This is a genomic window from Arcobacter sp. LA11, assembly GCF_001895145.1.
Lineage (GTDB): Bacteria > Campylobacterota > Campylobacteria > Campylobacterales > Arcobacteraceae > Halarcobacter.
Window position 1 is genome coordinate 1 of the sequence record NZ_BDIR01000020.1, and the last position, 14,817, is coordinate 14,817.

The 14,817-nt window shown below is 27.7% G+C and carries 17 protein-coding genes and 1 pseudogene; 7 read left to right on the top strand and 11 right to left on the bottom strand.

What is annotated here, in order from left to right:
* The 6 genes and pseudogenes from BT997_RS15485 to BT997_RS14265 form a co-directional block, all read right to left on the bottom strand.
* Positions 1–115, bottom strand: a pseudogene (locus BT997_RS15485) (sulfate adenylyltransferase small subunit); the annotation flags it as partial.
* 85 nt (positions 116–200) lie between these two features.
* On the bottom strand, positions 201–896 hold the full coding sequence (locus tag BT997_RS14245) for a phosphoadenylyl-sulfate reductase (protein WP_072682608.1): 696 nt from the start codon (positions 894–896) through the stop codon (positions 201–203).
* A gap of 20 nt (positions 897–916) precedes the next feature.
* The gene (locus tag BT997_RS14250) at positions 917–1,141 is read right to left on the bottom strand and encodes a DUF2061 domain-containing protein (RefSeq protein ID WP_072682609.1); all 225 of its coding nucleotides are present in this window, start codon (positions 1,139–1,141) and stop codon (positions 917–919) included.
* A gap of 41 nt (positions 1,142–1,182) precedes the next feature.
* On the bottom strand, positions 1,183–2,109 hold the full coding sequence (cysK, locus tag BT997_RS14255) for a cysteine synthase A (protein WP_072682643.1): 927 nt from the start codon (positions 2,107–2,109) through the stop codon (positions 1,183–1,185).
* 126 nt (positions 2,110–2,235) lie between these two features.
* Positions 2,236–2,649, bottom strand: coding sequence for an Rrf2 family transcriptional regulator (locus tag BT997_RS14260; RefSeq protein ID WP_072682610.1), 414 nt, complete (start codon positions 2,647–2,649; stop codon positions 2,236–2,238).
* Between the two features lie 10 nt (positions 2,650–2,659).
* Entirely contained in the window at positions 2,660–3,928 is a 1,269-nt protein-coding gene (locus BT997_RS14265; protein ID WP_072682611.1) for an O-acetylhomoserine aminocarboxypropyltransferase/cysteine synthase family protein, read from the bottom strand.
* A 365-nt stretch (positions 3,929–4,293) separates the two neighbouring features.
* Here BT997_RS14265 and BT997_RS14270 point away from each other — a divergent pair, with 365 nt between their 5' ends.
* The 4 genes from BT997_RS14270 (at position 4,294) to BT997_RS14285 (ending at position 7,977) form a co-directional block, all read left to right on the top strand.
* On the top strand, positions 4,294–4,611 hold the full coding sequence (locus BT997_RS14270) for a cupin domain-containing protein (protein WP_072682612.1): 318 nt from the start codon (positions 4,294–4,296) through the stop codon (positions 4,609–4,611).
* A 14-nt stretch (positions 4,612–4,625) separates the two neighbouring features.
* Positions 4,626–5,309: an MOSC domain-containing protein gene (locus BT997_RS14275; protein ID WP_072682613.1), complete on the top strand. Its 684-nt coding sequence runs from the start codon at positions 4,626–4,628 to the stop codon at positions 5,307–5,309.
* 76 nt (positions 5,310–5,385) lie between these two features.
* Complete coding sequence (locus tag BT997_RS14280; protein ID WP_072682614.1) at positions 5,386–6,612, top strand: NAD(P)/FAD-dependent oxidoreductase; 1,227 nt, start codon at positions 5,386–5,388, stop codon at positions 6,610–6,612.
* A gap of 162 nt (positions 6,613–6,774) precedes the next feature.
* Positions 6,775–7,977 (top strand): hypothetical protein, encoded by a 1,203-nt coding sequence (locus BT997_RS14285; protein WP_072682615.1) that lies wholly within the window; start codon positions 6,775–6,777, stop codon positions 7,975–7,977.
* 172 nt (positions 7,978–8,149) lie between these two features.
* Here the strand turns inward: BT997_RS14285 and BT997_RS14290 are convergent, their stop codons facing one another.
* Positions 8,150–8,971: a hypothetical protein gene (locus BT997_RS14290; protein ID WP_072682616.1), complete on the bottom strand. Its 822-nt coding sequence runs from the start codon at positions 8,969–8,971 to the stop codon at positions 8,150–8,152.
* Positions 8,972–8,986: 15 nt separating this feature from the next.
* Positions 8,987–9,187 carry a hypothetical protein gene (locus BT997_RS14295; RefSeq protein ID WP_072682617.1) on the bottom strand — a complete coding sequence of 67 codons (201 nt, stop codon included), beginning with the start codon at positions 9,185–9,187 and terminating at the stop codon, positions 8,987–8,989.
* 163 nt (positions 9,188–9,350) lie between these two features.
* On the opposite strand from BT997_RS14295, the gene BT997_RS14300 reads away from it, so the two are divergent.
* A complete protein-coding gene (locus BT997_RS14300) occupies positions 9,351–9,725 on the top strand; it encodes a hypothetical protein (protein ID WP_072682618.1) in 375 nt (124 codons plus the stop codon).
* A 32-nt stretch (positions 9,726–9,757) separates the two neighbouring features.
* On the opposite strand, the gene BT997_RS14305 is transcribed toward BT997_RS14300, so the two are convergent.
* Positions 9,758–10,006 (bottom strand): Rho-binding antiterminator, encoded by a 249-nt coding sequence (locus tag BT997_RS14305; RefSeq protein WP_072682619.1) that lies wholly within the window; start codon positions 10,004–10,006, stop codon positions 9,758–9,760.
* 64 nt (positions 10,007–10,070) lie between these two features.
* Between BT997_RS14305 and BT997_RS14310 the strand changes: the two genes are divergently transcribed.
* Entirely contained in the window at positions 10,071–11,117 is a 1,047-nt protein-coding gene (locus tag BT997_RS14310; RefSeq protein WP_072682620.1) for a CNNM domain-containing protein, read from the top strand.
* Positions 11,118–11,130: 13 nt separating this feature from the next.
* Here BT997_RS14310 and BT997_RS14315 read toward each other — a convergent pair whose 3' ends face one another.
* Positions 11,131–13,278: a diguanylate cyclase gene (locus BT997_RS14315; protein WP_072682621.1), complete on the bottom strand. Its 2,148-nt coding sequence runs from the start codon at positions 13,276–13,278 to the stop codon at positions 11,131–11,133.
* Between the two features lie 198 nt (positions 13,279–13,476).
* Here BT997_RS14315 and BT997_RS14320 point away from each other — a divergent pair, with 198 nt between their 5' ends.
* Positions 13,477–14,160, top strand: coding sequence for a lysophospholipid acyltransferase family protein (locus tag BT997_RS14320; protein ID WP_072682622.1), 684 nt, complete (start codon positions 13,477–13,479; stop codon positions 14,158–14,160).
* Between the two features lie 38 nt (positions 14,161–14,198).
* Here BT997_RS14320 and BT997_RS14325 read toward each other — a convergent pair whose 3' ends face one another.
* Positions 14,199–14,717 (bottom strand): rhodanese-like domain-containing protein, encoded by a 519-nt coding sequence (locus BT997_RS14325; protein ID WP_072682623.1) that lies wholly within the window; start codon positions 14,715–14,717, stop codon positions 14,199–14,201.
* Between the last annotated feature and the right edge of the window lie 100 nt (positions 14,718–14,817).

The following is a 14,817-nucleotide window of genomic DNA, read 5'->3' on the forward strand; positions in this document are numbered from 1 at the left end:
GCATAGCTGGGTTTTGAAACTCTGCTATTACTTCTCTCATAATATGAATTGATTCTGCCTCTAACTGTTTTAAATGCGTTAGTCTTTCTTGACTTATTTCTTCTGTATTTATCATTATCATTCCATTAATTTTTATTTATTTGAATAACTATTAGAATTTATCAAATTAAAAGTTTGACTTTATTCTGTCTTTTGTTTATTTACTTAGCGTGTAAACCACACTCTTTATGCTCTGGGTTCTCCCACCACCAACGTCCACTTCTAATATCTTCGCCAGCTTTAACTGGCCGTGTACAGGGTGCACATCCAATACTTGGATAGCCTTGGTCATGAAGTTTGTTGTATGGAACATTGTTTGATTTAATATAATCCCAAACATCATCTTCACTCCAGTTAATCAAAGGATTTACCTTGATAACTTTAAAGTTTTCATCGTATTCAACTACTGACATATCAGTTCTTGTAACACTTTGAGTTGCTCTTAAGCCTGTTATCCAAACTTTTAAAGGTGCCAATGCTCTTTTAAGTGGTTCCATTTTTCTAACACCACAACAATTTTTTCTATTTTCTATACTCTCAAAGTGTCCGTTGATACCTTGAGTTTCATATAACTTTTCTACATCCTTGTTAATCGGAAAAAATACGTTTAATTTAACACCGTATTTTAGATTTGTTGCATCCATTACATCATAAGTTTCAGGATGTAATCTTCCTGTATCCAATGTAAAAATATTTGCACTTTTATCAATTTTTAAAATCATATCTGTTAATACTTGGTCTTCTGCTCCTAAACTACTAGAAAGAGCTGCTTCTTGACCATATTCTTTGATAAAATACTCTAAAATTTCTTTTGGTTTTAACCCTTGTAATTTTTTATTTAAACTATTAATATCCATTTATTACCTTCTAAAATTAACTAAATCTGATAATCAGGTTCTTTAATTTTCCCAAAAGAGATTTTATTCCAAGCTCTTTCATGAAAATAGTAAAGTATCATTTTTGTAAATAATTCTATTGAACCAATTGAGGCCGCCATTGTTAAATCACCAGTGATAAAGTATGAGATTATTATAGTATCAAGAGTTCCAACTGTACGCCAAGAAACTGTTTTGGCTACAGATCTATATGCTTTTTCTGCCATATTTATACCTCATATGTTAAAGGACATACGAGGATGAGTTTTTACTCATCGTCATATAATCCTGAACTTAAATATCTTTCACCTGTATCACAAAGAATAGTAACAATAACTTTTCCTTTGTTTTCTGGTCTTGCCGCAACTTGTTCTGCTACATGTACATTTGCACCAGCAGAAATACCAACTAATAACCCTTCTTCTGAAGCTAGTTTTCTTGAAGTTGCAATTGCATCTTCATTACTTACTTGAATAACTTCATCATAAACAACAGTATTTAATACACCTGGTACGAAACCAGCTCCAATACCTTGAATTCTATGTGGTCCTGGTTTACCACCACTTAATACAGGTGATGCTTCAGGCTCAACTGCAATTACTTGGATATCTTTGTTATGAGCTTTTAAAACTTCTCCAGTACCTGTAATAGTTCCCCCTGTACCAATAGCTGCAACTAAGATGTCAATTTTTCCATCAGTGTCTGCTAAAATCTCTTTAGCAGTAGTTTTTCTATGAATATCTGGGTTTGCACCATTGTTAAATTGTTGAGGAACAAAAGAATTTTCTGTTTGTTCAGCTAATTCATTTGCTTTATCAACTGCACCTTTCATACCTTTTTCTGGTTCTGTAAGTACAAGTTCTGCACCTAAAGCTTTAAGAAGTTTTCTTCTTTCGATACTCATTGAAGAAGGCATTGTAAGAACTAGTTTAATTCCAAGACCTGCACAAATAGAAGCAAGTGCAATACCTGTATTACCACTTGTTGGTTCAAATACTGTTGTTTCATCATTGATTAAACCTTCTTCTAAAGCAGTTTTAATCATATTTGTACCAATTCTATCTTTCACTGAATGAGTTGGGTTCATAAATTCACATTTTCCTAAAACTGTAGCTCCACTTCTATTGCTTGATTCTTGAAGTTGTACTAATGGTGTATTTCCTATTAATTCTGTAACATTTTTTGCGTAATTCATTTTTTGTCCTTTTAAGTAGTTCCTCATAAAAGGGAACCTTATTAATATTTATCTACTTTTTATCAGTGGATATAAAATCCACTTAAAAGTAACAAAACCTAAAGAGCTTTAAGAATAAAGCTTTACCTATATACTGTAATGTAAAAATTCGTTATATTTTTCTTGATAATCATCTAGCTTTGCAAGATTGATATCAAAAATGTCTTTCATGCTTTTCTTAGCATCATCAAAGAAAATATTTAATATTGGATTCTCTGCTTTATTATCAATAATTTTTAAATCATCTTCTAAAGCAATAAGAATATCTTTTACCAAAATATCTTCTGGGTCGCTTGCTAAAATATATCCACCTTTTGCACCTCTTATACTTTTTACAAGTTCAGCTCGTCTAAGTTTACTTAGAAGTTGTTCTAAGTAGTTTTGTGGAATATTAGCATTTGAAGAAATCTCTTTGATTTGCATCGGAGAGTCTTTCTCATGTTTACTAAGTTCGTACATGGCAGTTAAACCATATACACCTTTTGTTGAAATTAAAGGCATCTCATTATTCCTAATTTAACGCTTGTTCTAAATCTTCAATTAAATCAATAGGATTTTCTAAACCAATTGATAACCTAACTGTAGTTGAATTAATTCCAGCTCCAGCTAATTCTTCTTCATTCATTTGAGAGTGAGTTGTAGATGCTGGGTGAACGATTAATGATTTTGAATCACCAATATTTACAACAACAGAAAATAGTTTTGCACTATCAATTACTGCTTTTGCATCTTCAAAAGATTCTGCTTCAAAAGAGATAAGCCCTGAAGCTTTTCCATCTTTAAAGTATTTTTGCGCTTTTGCATAATATTTATTTGATTCTAATCCTGGGTAGTTAACTGATTTAATTTTTGGATGAGATTCTAAAAATTTTGCAATTTCTAAAGTATTATCAGAGTGTTTCTCAACTCTAAGTGCTAAAGTCTCTACTGTTTGTAATAGTAACCAAGAGTTATGAGGAGATTGTACTGCTCCAATATCTCTTAATAATGCTAATCTAGCTCTTAAAGTAAAGTTTGGTAATGGAATATCAGTATAAACTAAACCATGATATGATGCATCAGGTTCCGTAAAATGATAGTATCTTTCAGCATTTGCTTTAAAGAAGTCTGCTAAACCATCTCTTTCAATAATTACACCACCAATAGTTGTACCTTGACCATTTATATATTTTGAAGTTGAATGAACAACTACATCTACTCCCCAAGATATTGGGTTAAATAAAGCTGCTGTAGCAACTGTATTGTCACAAATAGTTAAAATACCATTTCTTTTTGCAATATCAACGATGCTTTCAACATCTGCAATTGCAATTTGTGGGTTTGATAATGATTCAAAGAAAATTGCTTTTGTTTTTTCATCAATTAAATCTTCTAAATCAGAAGCATCTTCACTTTTAAATATTTTTGCAGTTATTCCAAGTCTTTTAATAGTATGTGTTAATAATGTAACTGCTCCACCATATAATTTATCTGAGATAATAATATTATCACCAGCTTCGGCAACATTTATGATTGCATAAAAAATTGCAGATTGACCAGATGAAACACAAAGTGCTCCAGCTCCACCTTCAAGTTGTGCTAATCTTTGTTCTAAAACATCAGTAGTTGGATTATTTAATCTTGTATAAATAGGTCCTAACTCTTTTAGTGCAAATAGATTTGCTGCATGCTCTGCATCTCTAAATGCATACGCAGTTGTTTGAGCAATTGGAACAGACATTGAACCATAACCCTCTTTTTTGTTATAGCCTCCGTGAACTGCAATTGTTTCTTTTTGCATATTGTTTTCCTTTTTTTTATTTTGTTTTTGAATTTGTATGGTGAAATTGTAATGTATTTTTAAAACAATGTCAAGTAAATTAATCATAATTAAACAAATATTCTATACTAAATTAGTAGAAATCAGCTATTTTTTATTTATATTTAGTAAAGTTTTGAACTATACTATGTCTTTTAGTGCCGTAATATAAGGTTTTATATTGCATATATTGAAACTTGACTAAAAAAGATGAGAAAATTTTAAAATTTATCAAAATAAAGTAAAAAAGATAGTAAAATATTATAGTTGATTAAAATAGTATAGTATTAATTGCTATGTTTTTTTAAATAAAAAAGATATAATTATATAGTTTTAGAAGGAAGAAAATGAAAAAAGAAAATATCTTTGAAAATATTTTAATAGATAAAATAGATGAACAGTTTATAGAGATAGTTAAAAATGAAAAAGTAAGAATAGAAAGAATTGTATCGAATGGACAATCAAGTCCAAAAGATTTTTGGTATGAGCAAGAGGAAAATGAATTTGTGCTTTTATTAAAAGGTTCGGCAATATTGGAGTTTGAAAATAAACAAGTACCTTTGATAGAAGGTGAGTATATAAATATAAAAGCTTTTACAAAACATAGAGTAAAATACACTTCTAAAACAGAACCAACTGTGTGGCTTGCAATATTTTATAAATAAGAATAGGAAAAATAATGGTAATAAGAATAAAAGATATATTTTGTGGTCAGAAGCAAGATATAGATGATGGAAGAAAAGAGTATCAATCTTCATATAAAAAAATTGATTTAAAAAAACAGAACTACTATATAAACGAATTAGGTTTTCAAGATGATACACAAAGTGATAAAGGACATCACGGTGGTGTTGATAAAGCAGTTTGTGTTTATCCTTTAAAATCATATGAGTTTTTTAAACAGAAATATGATTTTGATTTAGATATTTGCTCTTTTGGTGAGAATCTTAGTATTGAAGAGTTTGATGATACGGATATTTGCTTAGGAGATGTCTTTAGCTGTGGAGAAGTGTTATTTGAGGTTTCACAACCTAGACAGCCTTGTTGGAAGATATCATCTATTGTTGGTATTAAGTCTTTAACTTCATTGCTTGTAAAAGAGTATAAAACAGGTTTTTATTTTAGAGTCATACAAAGTGGTTCTATAAAAAAAGGTGATTCTTTAATTTTAGAGGAAAGAAAATACCCAAAAATCACTATTGAGTTTATAAATAAATGTGCTTTTAATGCCAAAGAAAATCAAGAGAATATAAAAGAGATACTAGAATCAAAAAGTTTAGCTGATGCATATAGAACCTCTTTACTAAAAAGATATGAAAATAAAGAAAATGGTTTGCAAGATTGGCAAAAAGACAACTTCTAAATCTAAACTAAGCCCTTCACCAAGAAGCTTTAATTGAGATAAGAATATAATTTCACAAGATTATTGAAGGACAAATTTGAAAATAGCAATTATTGGAGCAGGTGCAGCTGGACTTATGGCTGGTATAACTGCAAAAAGATTAAATAAAAATCTAGATATAGACATCTTTGATATAAATAGTGGTATAGGAAAAAAGATATTAGCTTCAGGTAATGGAAGATGTAATATATCAAATACAACTGTAACAAAAGAGAATTTTATAGGTGAAAATCCAAGCTTTGTAGAGTATGCTTTAAAACAGTTTGATTTTAAAGCTTTCGAAAAGTTTTGTAAAAGTATTGGATTGTTACTTGATATCAAAGAGACTTGTAAAGTTTACCCTTTATCAAATGAAGCAAAATCAGTTGTGACTTTATTAGATAGTGCAGTAAAAAGTTTAGGAATAAACCTAATACTTGAAACAAGAGTAGAAGATATAGTAAAACAAGAAGATAAGTTTATAGTAAAAAGTAGTAATAAAGAGTTTAAAAACTATGATAAAGTACTAATAAGCTCAGGACTAAAAGCAGCTCCACAACTAAATGCCACAGAAGATGGTATGAATATAGCTGAAAAACTAGGACATTCATGTAATCCAACATATCCATCTCTTGTAGGTCTTCATACAGATTTTGAATATAACAATAGAATGCAAGGTGTGAAAAAAGAAGCTGAGGTTACTTTATATATAGATGGACAAAAAGAGAATAGTATACAAGGTGATGTACTATTTACAAAATACGGAGTATCAGGTTTTGCAATTTTAGATATCTCACAATATGCAGTATATCCACTATCGCTATATCAAGATGTACAAATAGCAATAAACCTTTTTCCAAATATAAATAGAAACGAACTTCTATCAATGTGTGAGAATCTTTTCAAAAACTTACCAAATGAAAAAACAGTAGTACTTCTAACGGGAATAGTATCAAATAAACTAGCCCCAATATTACTAGATGTATGCAAAATAGATAAAGAAAGCTTAGCAAAAAATATAAATGCAAAACAAATAAGAGGCTTAGTAAATATTTTAATAAACTGGCGATTTAAAATCACAGATACTCAAGGTTTTAAACATGCAGAAGCTAGTGGCGGTGGAGTAAGAACTGATGAGGTAGACTCTAAGACTTATGAGAGTAAAAAATGCAAAGGATTGTATTTAGCTGGAGAGGTTTTAGATTTAGTAGGTCACAGAGGTGGATATAATCTACAATATGCATGGGCAAGTGGATACGTAGTAGGAAAAAGTATCTCGAAATAAAATAGTAACTTTTGTTAAATTTCGGCGTTATCGCCGAAATTGAAATAGTCACATACTGAAGTATGCTCCTGCTTCAATTTCTCCTCTGGTCTTGAACTTTAACAGAATTTACTATTTTATAATAATTAAGGATATAATTAAATATTTTGAAAGGAATAGTAAATGATTAATTGGATACGTAAAATATACAATATGAAAATATATTCTAAAGAGATTCTGAAGGTAATATCAAATATAAATTATGCAATTCTATATAGAATATTTATATTAATTCAAGATAAATTAGAAGACAAGCAATTAACGGAAATAAATAAATATTCAGAAGAAATTTTTAAAAAATATATTCTTAATAATGATGAAATAAGAGAAGAAGATAGAGAACTTTTATCTAATGTTATGGCTGATGAAAAAATTAAAGAATTACTATCTTTAAAGTTTTTATTAAATTCATATTATTATGGAGTCTTTCATATTGAGGACGATGAAGAACTTTATTATAAAAAAGCTTTAAAGATAAAAGATAATTTAACAAAATTAAATAAAAAGACTTTTTATAATCAAAAGAAGATTGTAAAAAAGATAGAAAATGAGCTTAAACAAGAATTTAATAAAATAACAAAAGAGAGAATAGAAAGAAGAAAGTTTGAGGAAACTCCAAAAGTAAGAATTTCGACTGAAAATATAAATTTTATTTTGAAAATTTGTTCATTATTCTTTATTGTTGGAGGTTTTCTTTATACATACTTTTTTATGGCCTATTTTAATATCAATATATCACTTTATTATAATATCTCAGACTATATTGCAGGAAGTATGGATGTTTTATTTAATATTTTTATAATATTAATTGTATTAAGTATATTCATGGCTTTTGAATTTGACAATATGTTAAATAAAGAATTTTTTAATGATGAGTATGGAATTTCTTCATCAAAATCTTATACTCAAGAATATTTAGTTTTTGGATTTTTTTTTGTTACTTCGATTCTAAATTATCTTATTACAAATACTATTGAAACTTTTTTAGTAATCATGACTTTAGTTATGCTTTTTTATATAGTATTACCAAAGATAAAAATACTTAATTATTTAGAAAAACCTATTCCCATAGTATTATCACTTATAGGAATAATATTATTTATTAGTCAACTTGCTTTGAGAATAGATAAAGATATAAAAAGTGTATTGAAAAATGAAAAAAAAGTAAGTATTAAATTGAAGTATGATTACACAAAATTTGAAGAATTAAGTTTAATAACAATTAATTCAAACTATTTGTTTTTCTGGGATAAAGAGAAAAAAAAGTCAATAGTAATACCTTTGTCTAGAATTTCAAATTTGGATAGTATTGAAATAAGAGAGTGAGCATTTTAAAAAAAGCGTTAAGAAAAATCTATATAAATTTGTAAAGAAATTTGAACTGTTTGAGCAGAGCGAGTTTTCAAATTTTAGAATTTCTATCTATTTTTTAGTTTTTTGGGAATCTGTGAACGCTTTTCTTTTGGTTCTTTTCTTTATTAAAAAGAAAAGAATGAAGTTATTCCACAATCCCACTCATACAAGTAACATCAACACCTTGTTCTCTCCAAGCTTTTACAATCTCAAGTAATCCAATACTATCACTAGGCATATGAGGAGCAATAATTATATTCCCAATATTTTGCTCTGCAACTGCTTTTTTCACATCTTCAGGAACATGCATAGCTATTATCGTACCAACACCTGCTTCAAAATATGATTTATAAACATCTACTCCACCATTTGTACCACCTGCCATAAGAACTTCTATCTTTCCTGCATAGTCATCATTTGAGCCAACTCTGATTACTGGTTGTGCAACTTTTCCTTGGTAATATTCCCATGAGTTTAGTTCTTCTATTATATTTTTTAGTTTTGTTTTTGGTTTATTTTTAAAGGCTTTATCAAGTTTTGTTTGTACTATCTCTTCTGTTATAAAATCAGCTGGAATATGTATATTTAAATATGGCATATTCATAAGTCTTGCAGCTGAGCTTACTCTATCATAGTTTGAGGCATGTCGTCCAAGGTCTACACTTGTTTGTTTTTTCTTTAGAGCTTTTTGAGCTTTATTTATTGGAACGCCTGCTTTTACCATTCTATCTATTTGTACATCCATAACTTTTGCAAAATCAACTACACATGAGTCAGCTTTTGGATGATGACTTACTACACAATCAAAGCCTAACTCTTTTGCTAATAATAGCTCAGGAGTTTCCATATCTATTCCGATAAGTACTTTTTTTATATTATCACCTTCAACTATTACATCTGTGTCAAAAGGTTTTTCTTCTAGTTTTGCTAGTTTTAAAGCTGTGTTCATCAAATCATTTGTATTCATATTTTTACCATTTTATTAAAATTTATTTTTTAAGATTTTTATATTTGACATTTTATTAAAGTCAAATTTTCTTTTATCTGTATTTAATGCATATTTGTCATTAAGAAGCTTTAAACTTAAAGGTTTAACTTTCGAAAAGTTTTCATTGTCATATGAAAAGCTTATGTAGTTTCTATCTTCTACTGCTTTTTGTAAAAATCTTAATTCTATATTCATAGTGAGATTATACTCATAATTCCTTATATAAAAAATATCATATCATTTAATTAAAACTTAAAATAAACTTATAAGATTTTTTCTTATTAATAATGCTTCTCACTAGGAGTATAATTAGAAAAATAGAATAAACAGAATAATTTTCTGTAGTAAAGGATAAGTCATGAAAAATGGAATTTATTTATTCGTGGTACTCTTCCTTGGTATCATGGGATATTTTGTTGTCAATCATCTAATGATGGCTGAAAGTGTGATGTTAGCTGGAATTATGTTCTTGATTTTTAGTGGAACAATAGTTTCTTTAATTACTCATTATAAAAAACGAGATGAGATGAGTTCAGCTCAAAAGTTCTTAAATATTGTCTATGTTGGAATGTTTGCCATTTATGGTTTTGTTTTAGGAACAACTTTGATGTATTCGCCTATGGCAGAGATGTCAATAGCTAGATTTGAAGGTATACCATTTATTATTGCAAGTATTGCTTTAGTATATGGAATAGTATCTTTTATAAAATCAAAGGTTTTAACTCATCATTAAATAAAAAGTAAGAGATAATATGCTCTTACTTTTTAGCAATAGTTTTTATCTTTTGGTGAGAGATTATTAAACAGTACTATCTTATCTAGTCGTATTTTTTGATTATTAGCTAATATTACAAATTCTTCTTTATTGCTAGTTTTAAAATCTACAACCTTAGTATTTATAGTTTTTTTATTTTCTTTATCTAAATAAACTATTTCACAATCTATTTTTTTTACAGCTGCTGCTTCTAGTTCATCATAAAAAGCACAGGGTATTGGGATATAATCATTTGACATAATATTCTCTTTTTAATAAAATTGGATTATTATATAATATTTTAATTTTATTAGGAACTTTTTTATGTTGATATTTATATATTTTTCTATTGCTGTTGGTATTTCATTTTTATGTTCTATTTTAGAAGCTGTTTTTTTATCTATAACTGCTTCACATGTTGAAATGACAAAACAAAAGAATGAAAAACTAGGTATTTTGATGGAAAAGCAGAAAAACAATATTGATTTTTCAATAGCTGCTATTTTGACTTTAAATACTTTTGCGCATACTTTAGGTGCAGCTGGAGTTGGAGCTGAGGCTGCAAAGATGTTTGGTGAAGAATATATGTTTTATATCTCTGCTTTTCTTACTTTACTGATTTTAGTTTTCTCTGAGATTATACCAAAAACTTTAGGTGCTTATTATTGGAAAAGTTTAGCTGGTTTTTCTACAAGAACAATAAAGTTTCTGATTTTTATAACTTATCCTATTCTTATTGTTATGAATAAAATTACTAATGTAATAACTCCAAAGAAAAAAGAGACTATTACAAAAGAAGAGATAATTGCAACTGCAAATATAGCTGAAGAAACAGGTGTTTTAAGAGAAAGAGAAAGTGATATGATTGAAAATCTTTTACAGTTACATGAGATAAAAGTAAGAGATATATTTACTCCTAGAAGTGTACTTTTTAGTGTACAAAGAGATATATTAGTAAATAGTTTTAAAGAGCAAGGTCTTATAGATCTAGATAAATTTAAAGAGTATTCTAGAGTTCCTATTTTTAATAAAAATATAGACGATATTATTGGTGTAGTTATTTCAAAAGAGTATTTTCATGAGTATATTGAGAATAACCTAGAAGAAAAAAATGAGATTATAAAACCTATTTTTAGTGTAAATGAAAATATCCCAGTTTCAAAACTTATAGATATGTTTTTATTAAAAAAAGAACATATGTTTATAGTTGTTGATAACTATGGTCAAACTGAAGGAGTTGTTACTCTAGAAGATGCTGTTGAGACTCTTTTAGGTGTTGAAATTGTTGATGAACTAGATACAAATATAGATATGAGAGAAGTAGCAAGAACTAAAATGAGAGAGATAAGAAGAATAAGAAATAAAGCTTAATAGATTTAACTATTTAAACACAAATAGAAACTTTATTTCTTCCTTTATTTTTAGCTTCATAAAGGGCGCTGTCAGCTCTTTTTATTACCGTATCCATAGTATCGTCTTCTTTTGAAACAGTAACTCCAAAACTAGCTGTTTTATTTCTAATTTCTTTAAAATTATGGTTTGCTATACGTAATCTAAAGTTTTCCATCAAGTTAGATACACCTTTTATATCAGACTCTGGACAAATTATTAGAAACTCTTCTCCTCCAAATCTTCCCACAAAATCTGTTTTTCTAAGATATGCTTTTAAAATATCAGCAATTTCTTTTAATACTTCATCTCCAATTTGATGACCATAAGTATCATTGACATCTTTAAAATGATCAATATCTAAAATAGCAAGACCAAAGGTTCGACCAAATCTTTCACTTCTATGAAGCTCATTTTGTAATAATTCTTCTAGTTTTCTTCTATTGTATAGATTTGTTAGCTTATCAGTAATTGAAAGTCTTTTTAACTCTTTATTTTTTTCTTCAATATCTTTTTTTGCTTCTTTTAGTAGTTTGTTAGCTCTTATAATTTTAGTATTCCAATAGATAATAAGAAGTATCAATAATACTGCTGCTATAGCTATTTTCCAAACTAAATCATAATTGATATTTTTTTCATATTTTATTGGAACCCATTTTGTAAAAATTTCTCTATGCCATTCATTGGTAATAGTATTTACAGTTTTTTGTAAAATATTCAATAAAGTTTCGTCTTTTTTTACTACGGCAATTGATAGTTTTAGATTTTCAGATATTTTACCTGCGATTTTTAATTCACCAAAATACTTTGTTTGAAATTCATAACCTATACTTGCTAGTGTATCAATAAAAGCAAATAGTTGTCCATTTTTAACTTTATCAAGACCATCATAAATATCTTCCACTTCTACAATATCTAAAGATGGATATTTTTGTCTAAGTATTTTTACAAAAGCATCACCTTTTATGATTCCTATTTTTTCATCTTCTAAGTCTAGTATTTGATTTATAAATGGAACATCTACTCTCGTTGCTACTACTAAAGGGACTTCTAAATAATGACTTGTAAAGTTTAAATACTTTTTTCTTTCTGGTGTTTCCATCCCTAACGCAAGCATGTCACATTTTTGGTTTTTTATATAGTCTATAGATTGGTTCCAGTTTTTAGTTTCTACTAGTTCAAATTTTGCAGATAGAATTTTTTCAAATAAATTATAATAGTCTGAACTTATACCGATATGATTTCCTTTTTCATTTAATCCTTCAAAAGGCAAACCACTAGGGTTTATACAATATTTTATAATATTTGTATCTAGATAAGCTATTTCATCTTGGCTAAGTTCAATATGTCCTCCACCGTACTCTTTAATGGAACCAATCCATTTATTTACTAACTCTTCTTTCTCTTTAGCTGTAATAGAATTAAGAGCTTTTTGCAAAATTGAGCTTAACAGTGGTTTTTCTGGTTGTACGCCAAATCGTAGATCTTCTTTAGTTGTATTTGGAAGGATTAGCTCACTAGCAAGTTTTAAATTTGTATATACATTCTTCTTTATCAGATAGTTTATATTCGTTAGATTTTGAATTAGCGCATCGATTTTACCAAATACTAAATCTTTTGTTAGTTCTGCATAATTATCATAATAGACTAAATTCATAGTGCCCATTTTTTCTAATTCTTTTATATAAAAGACATCTTTTAGTACACCAACTTTTTTCCCTTTAAGGCTTTTTAGTCCATTATACTCTCCAAAGTCATCCTTTACAAATATCATAATAGGAATATCATAATAAGAACTTGTAAAGCTTGTAAAAGGCTCTCTATATTTTTTATAAGAGATACTTGTTATCATATCTACTTCTTTGCCTTTAAAAGCATTATAAATTGTAGTCCACTTATTTATAGTTTTTTCAAATTGCAATCCTGTTCTTTTAGAGATTATTTTTAGTAAATCATGTTCAAATCCAACAGGAGTATCTTTAATATAATATGTAAAAGGGGAAAAGTCTGGCATCATTGCAACTTTTACTAAAGGATTTGTTTCTATAAACTTTTTTTCCTCTTTAGTAAAGGTAATAGTGTTTGCCATTGCTTCTATTGAAAAACAAAATATAAAAAGTAGTTGTATAAATAATATTTTCATTTTTTCCCTTATAAAGAATATATTTTATCAGTTAAAACTCTTTATATAGGTTAATTATAAGTCTTTTTATTATAATTAATAAAAAAATGGCAAATTATTTATTATATAATTGTAACAAAATCCTAAAAGTTATATTTTTAAACAAATGCTTATTATATGTTCAATTCGTTACAATACAAAAAATAAATTAGGATAGTATTGAACTTAAAACAAATAAGCATAGCTATATATGCAACTTACCTTACAAATAAATATGGATTTAAATTAAAAAAAGCAAAAACTTCCCAAGAAAGAATAGACTTAAGATTTGAATATTCACAAGTATTACTTAATAAATTAAATATTAGTATTGAAGTACTAAATAAAGAAAAATTACCACAAGATGGACAATATTTATTAATATCAAATCATAGAAGTATTATTGATCCTTTGATTATTGAAACAGCTTTAAAAGATACAAAAGTAGATGGTTTTTGGATTGCAAAAAAAGAATTATATAACTCTTTTTTCTTTGGAACATTTACAAGAAATGCAGGTTGTGTTTTACTTGATAGAGAAGCTCCTAATATGTCATCATTTTTTAAAGCTACAAAAGAAGTAGTAAAAGAAGGGCACTCTATTTATATTTTTCCTGAAGGAACAAGAAATAAAGAAAATACGCCATTATCAGAGTTTAAAGAAGGTTCTAGAATTATTGCCTTGAAAAATAGATTACCTATTTTACCTGTATATATAAAAACAAATGCAAATGATATTTTAAAAGAAGCTATTATGAACAGAACAAAAGATTTAAAAATAGAGATAGAAATTGGTGAGATTATAGACTATAAAGATAAAACATCTTTAGAAGAAAACTATAGAAAACAATTTATAGATAAATAGTCTTTGAAGAGCAAAAGCTCTTCAAAATATATTGTAATTTATTTTTTACAATGCTCTGCGTAGAAATTACCAAACTTAAGATTCATTCCACCTTTGTCTTTTTTAACAGTATATTTTGTAACTACTGGATTACACTCATCAATCCAAGAATACAAGTCATAAATTTTTACTTTGTCAAATCCCATTTGTCTAAAGGTTTGAGCTTCAATTGATGCTCTTGCTGCTGAGTTACAAACAACAATCAAATTTGGTTTTACTAATTTATCATCATCATTAAGTGCATGAAGTGCAACACCTTTCTCAGAAGCTTGTCTTCCTACTCTAACTGCACCTTTCATATGTGCAGCTGACCACTCTTCCATTGTTCTTACATCAGCAACTAACCAATCTTTAGATTTAAGTGCTTTTTTCACCTCTTCGGTTGTTGCATAATTTCCAGCTTTTTTGTTTTCTTTTTTAAGTTTTGTACTTAACTCTTTGTATGATACAAAGTCCCCAGCCAACAATGTTGATGTCATACCAAGTGCTAGTCCTAAAAGAATCCCCTTTAATTTCATTACTTCCCCTTATATTTTTTTCACATTAAATTATAATATTTATTGGTTAGTAGAAACTTAAGAATAACTTATAGTTAAACTATTATTATTATAAGTTATT

Bases quoted from the DNA above. Each gene is read 5' to 3' on its own strand.
- BT997_RS14245 (WP_072682608.1), bottom strand. From the start codon at position 896: ATGGATATTAATAGTTTAAATAAAAAATTACAAGGGTTAAAACCAAAA.
- BT997_RS14250 (WP_072682609.1), bottom strand. From the start codon at position 1,141: ATGGCAGAAAAAGCATATAGATCTGTAGCCAAAACAGTTTCTTGGCGT.
- cysK (WP_072682643.1), bottom strand. From the start codon at position 2,109: ATGAATTACGCAAAAAATGTTACAGAATTAATAGGAAATACACCATTA.
- BT997_RS14260 (WP_072682610.1), bottom strand. From the start codon at position 2,649: ATGCCTTTAATTTCAACAAAAGGTGTATATGGTTTAACTGCCATGTAC.
- BT997_RS14265 (WP_072682611.1), bottom strand. From the start codon at position 3,928: ATGCAAAAAGAAACAATTGCAGTTCACGGAGGCTATAACAAAAAAGAG.
- BT997_RS14270 (WP_072682612.1), top strand. From the start codon at position 4,294: ATGAAAAAAGAAAATATCTTTGAAAATATTTTAATAGATAAAATAGAT.
- BT997_RS14275 (WP_072682613.1), top strand. From the start codon at position 4,626: ATGGTAATAAGAATAAAAGATATATTTTGTGGTCAGAAGCAAGATATA.
- BT997_RS14285 (WP_072682615.1), top strand. From the start codon at position 6,775: ATGATTAATTGGATACGTAAAATATACAATATGAAAATATATTCTAAA.
- BT997_RS14290 (WP_072682616.1), bottom strand. From the start codon at position 8,971: ATGAATACAAATGATTTGATGAACACAGCTTTAAAACTAGCAAAACTA.
- BT997_RS14295 (WP_072682617.1), bottom strand. From the start codon at position 9,187: ATGAATATAGAATTAAGATTTTTACAAAAAGCAGTAGAAGATAGAAAC.
- BT997_RS14300 (WP_072682618.1), top strand. From the start codon at position 9,351: ATGAAAAATGGAATTTATTTATTCGTGGTACTCTTCCTTGGTATCATG.
- BT997_RS14305 (WP_072682619.1), bottom strand. From the start codon at position 10,006: ATGTCAAATGATTATATCCCAATACCCTGTGCTTTTTATGATGAACTA.
- BT997_RS14310 (WP_072682620.1), top strand. From the start codon at position 10,071: ATGTTGATATTTATATATTTTTCTATTGCTGTTGGTATTTCATTTTTA.
- BT997_RS14315 (WP_072682621.1), bottom strand. From the start codon at position 13,278: ATGAAAATATTATTTATACAACTACTTTTTATATTTTGTTTTTCAATA.
- BT997_RS14325 (WP_072682623.1), bottom strand. From the start codon at position 14,717: ATGAAATTAAAGGGGATTCTTTTAGGACTAGCACTTGGTATGACATCA.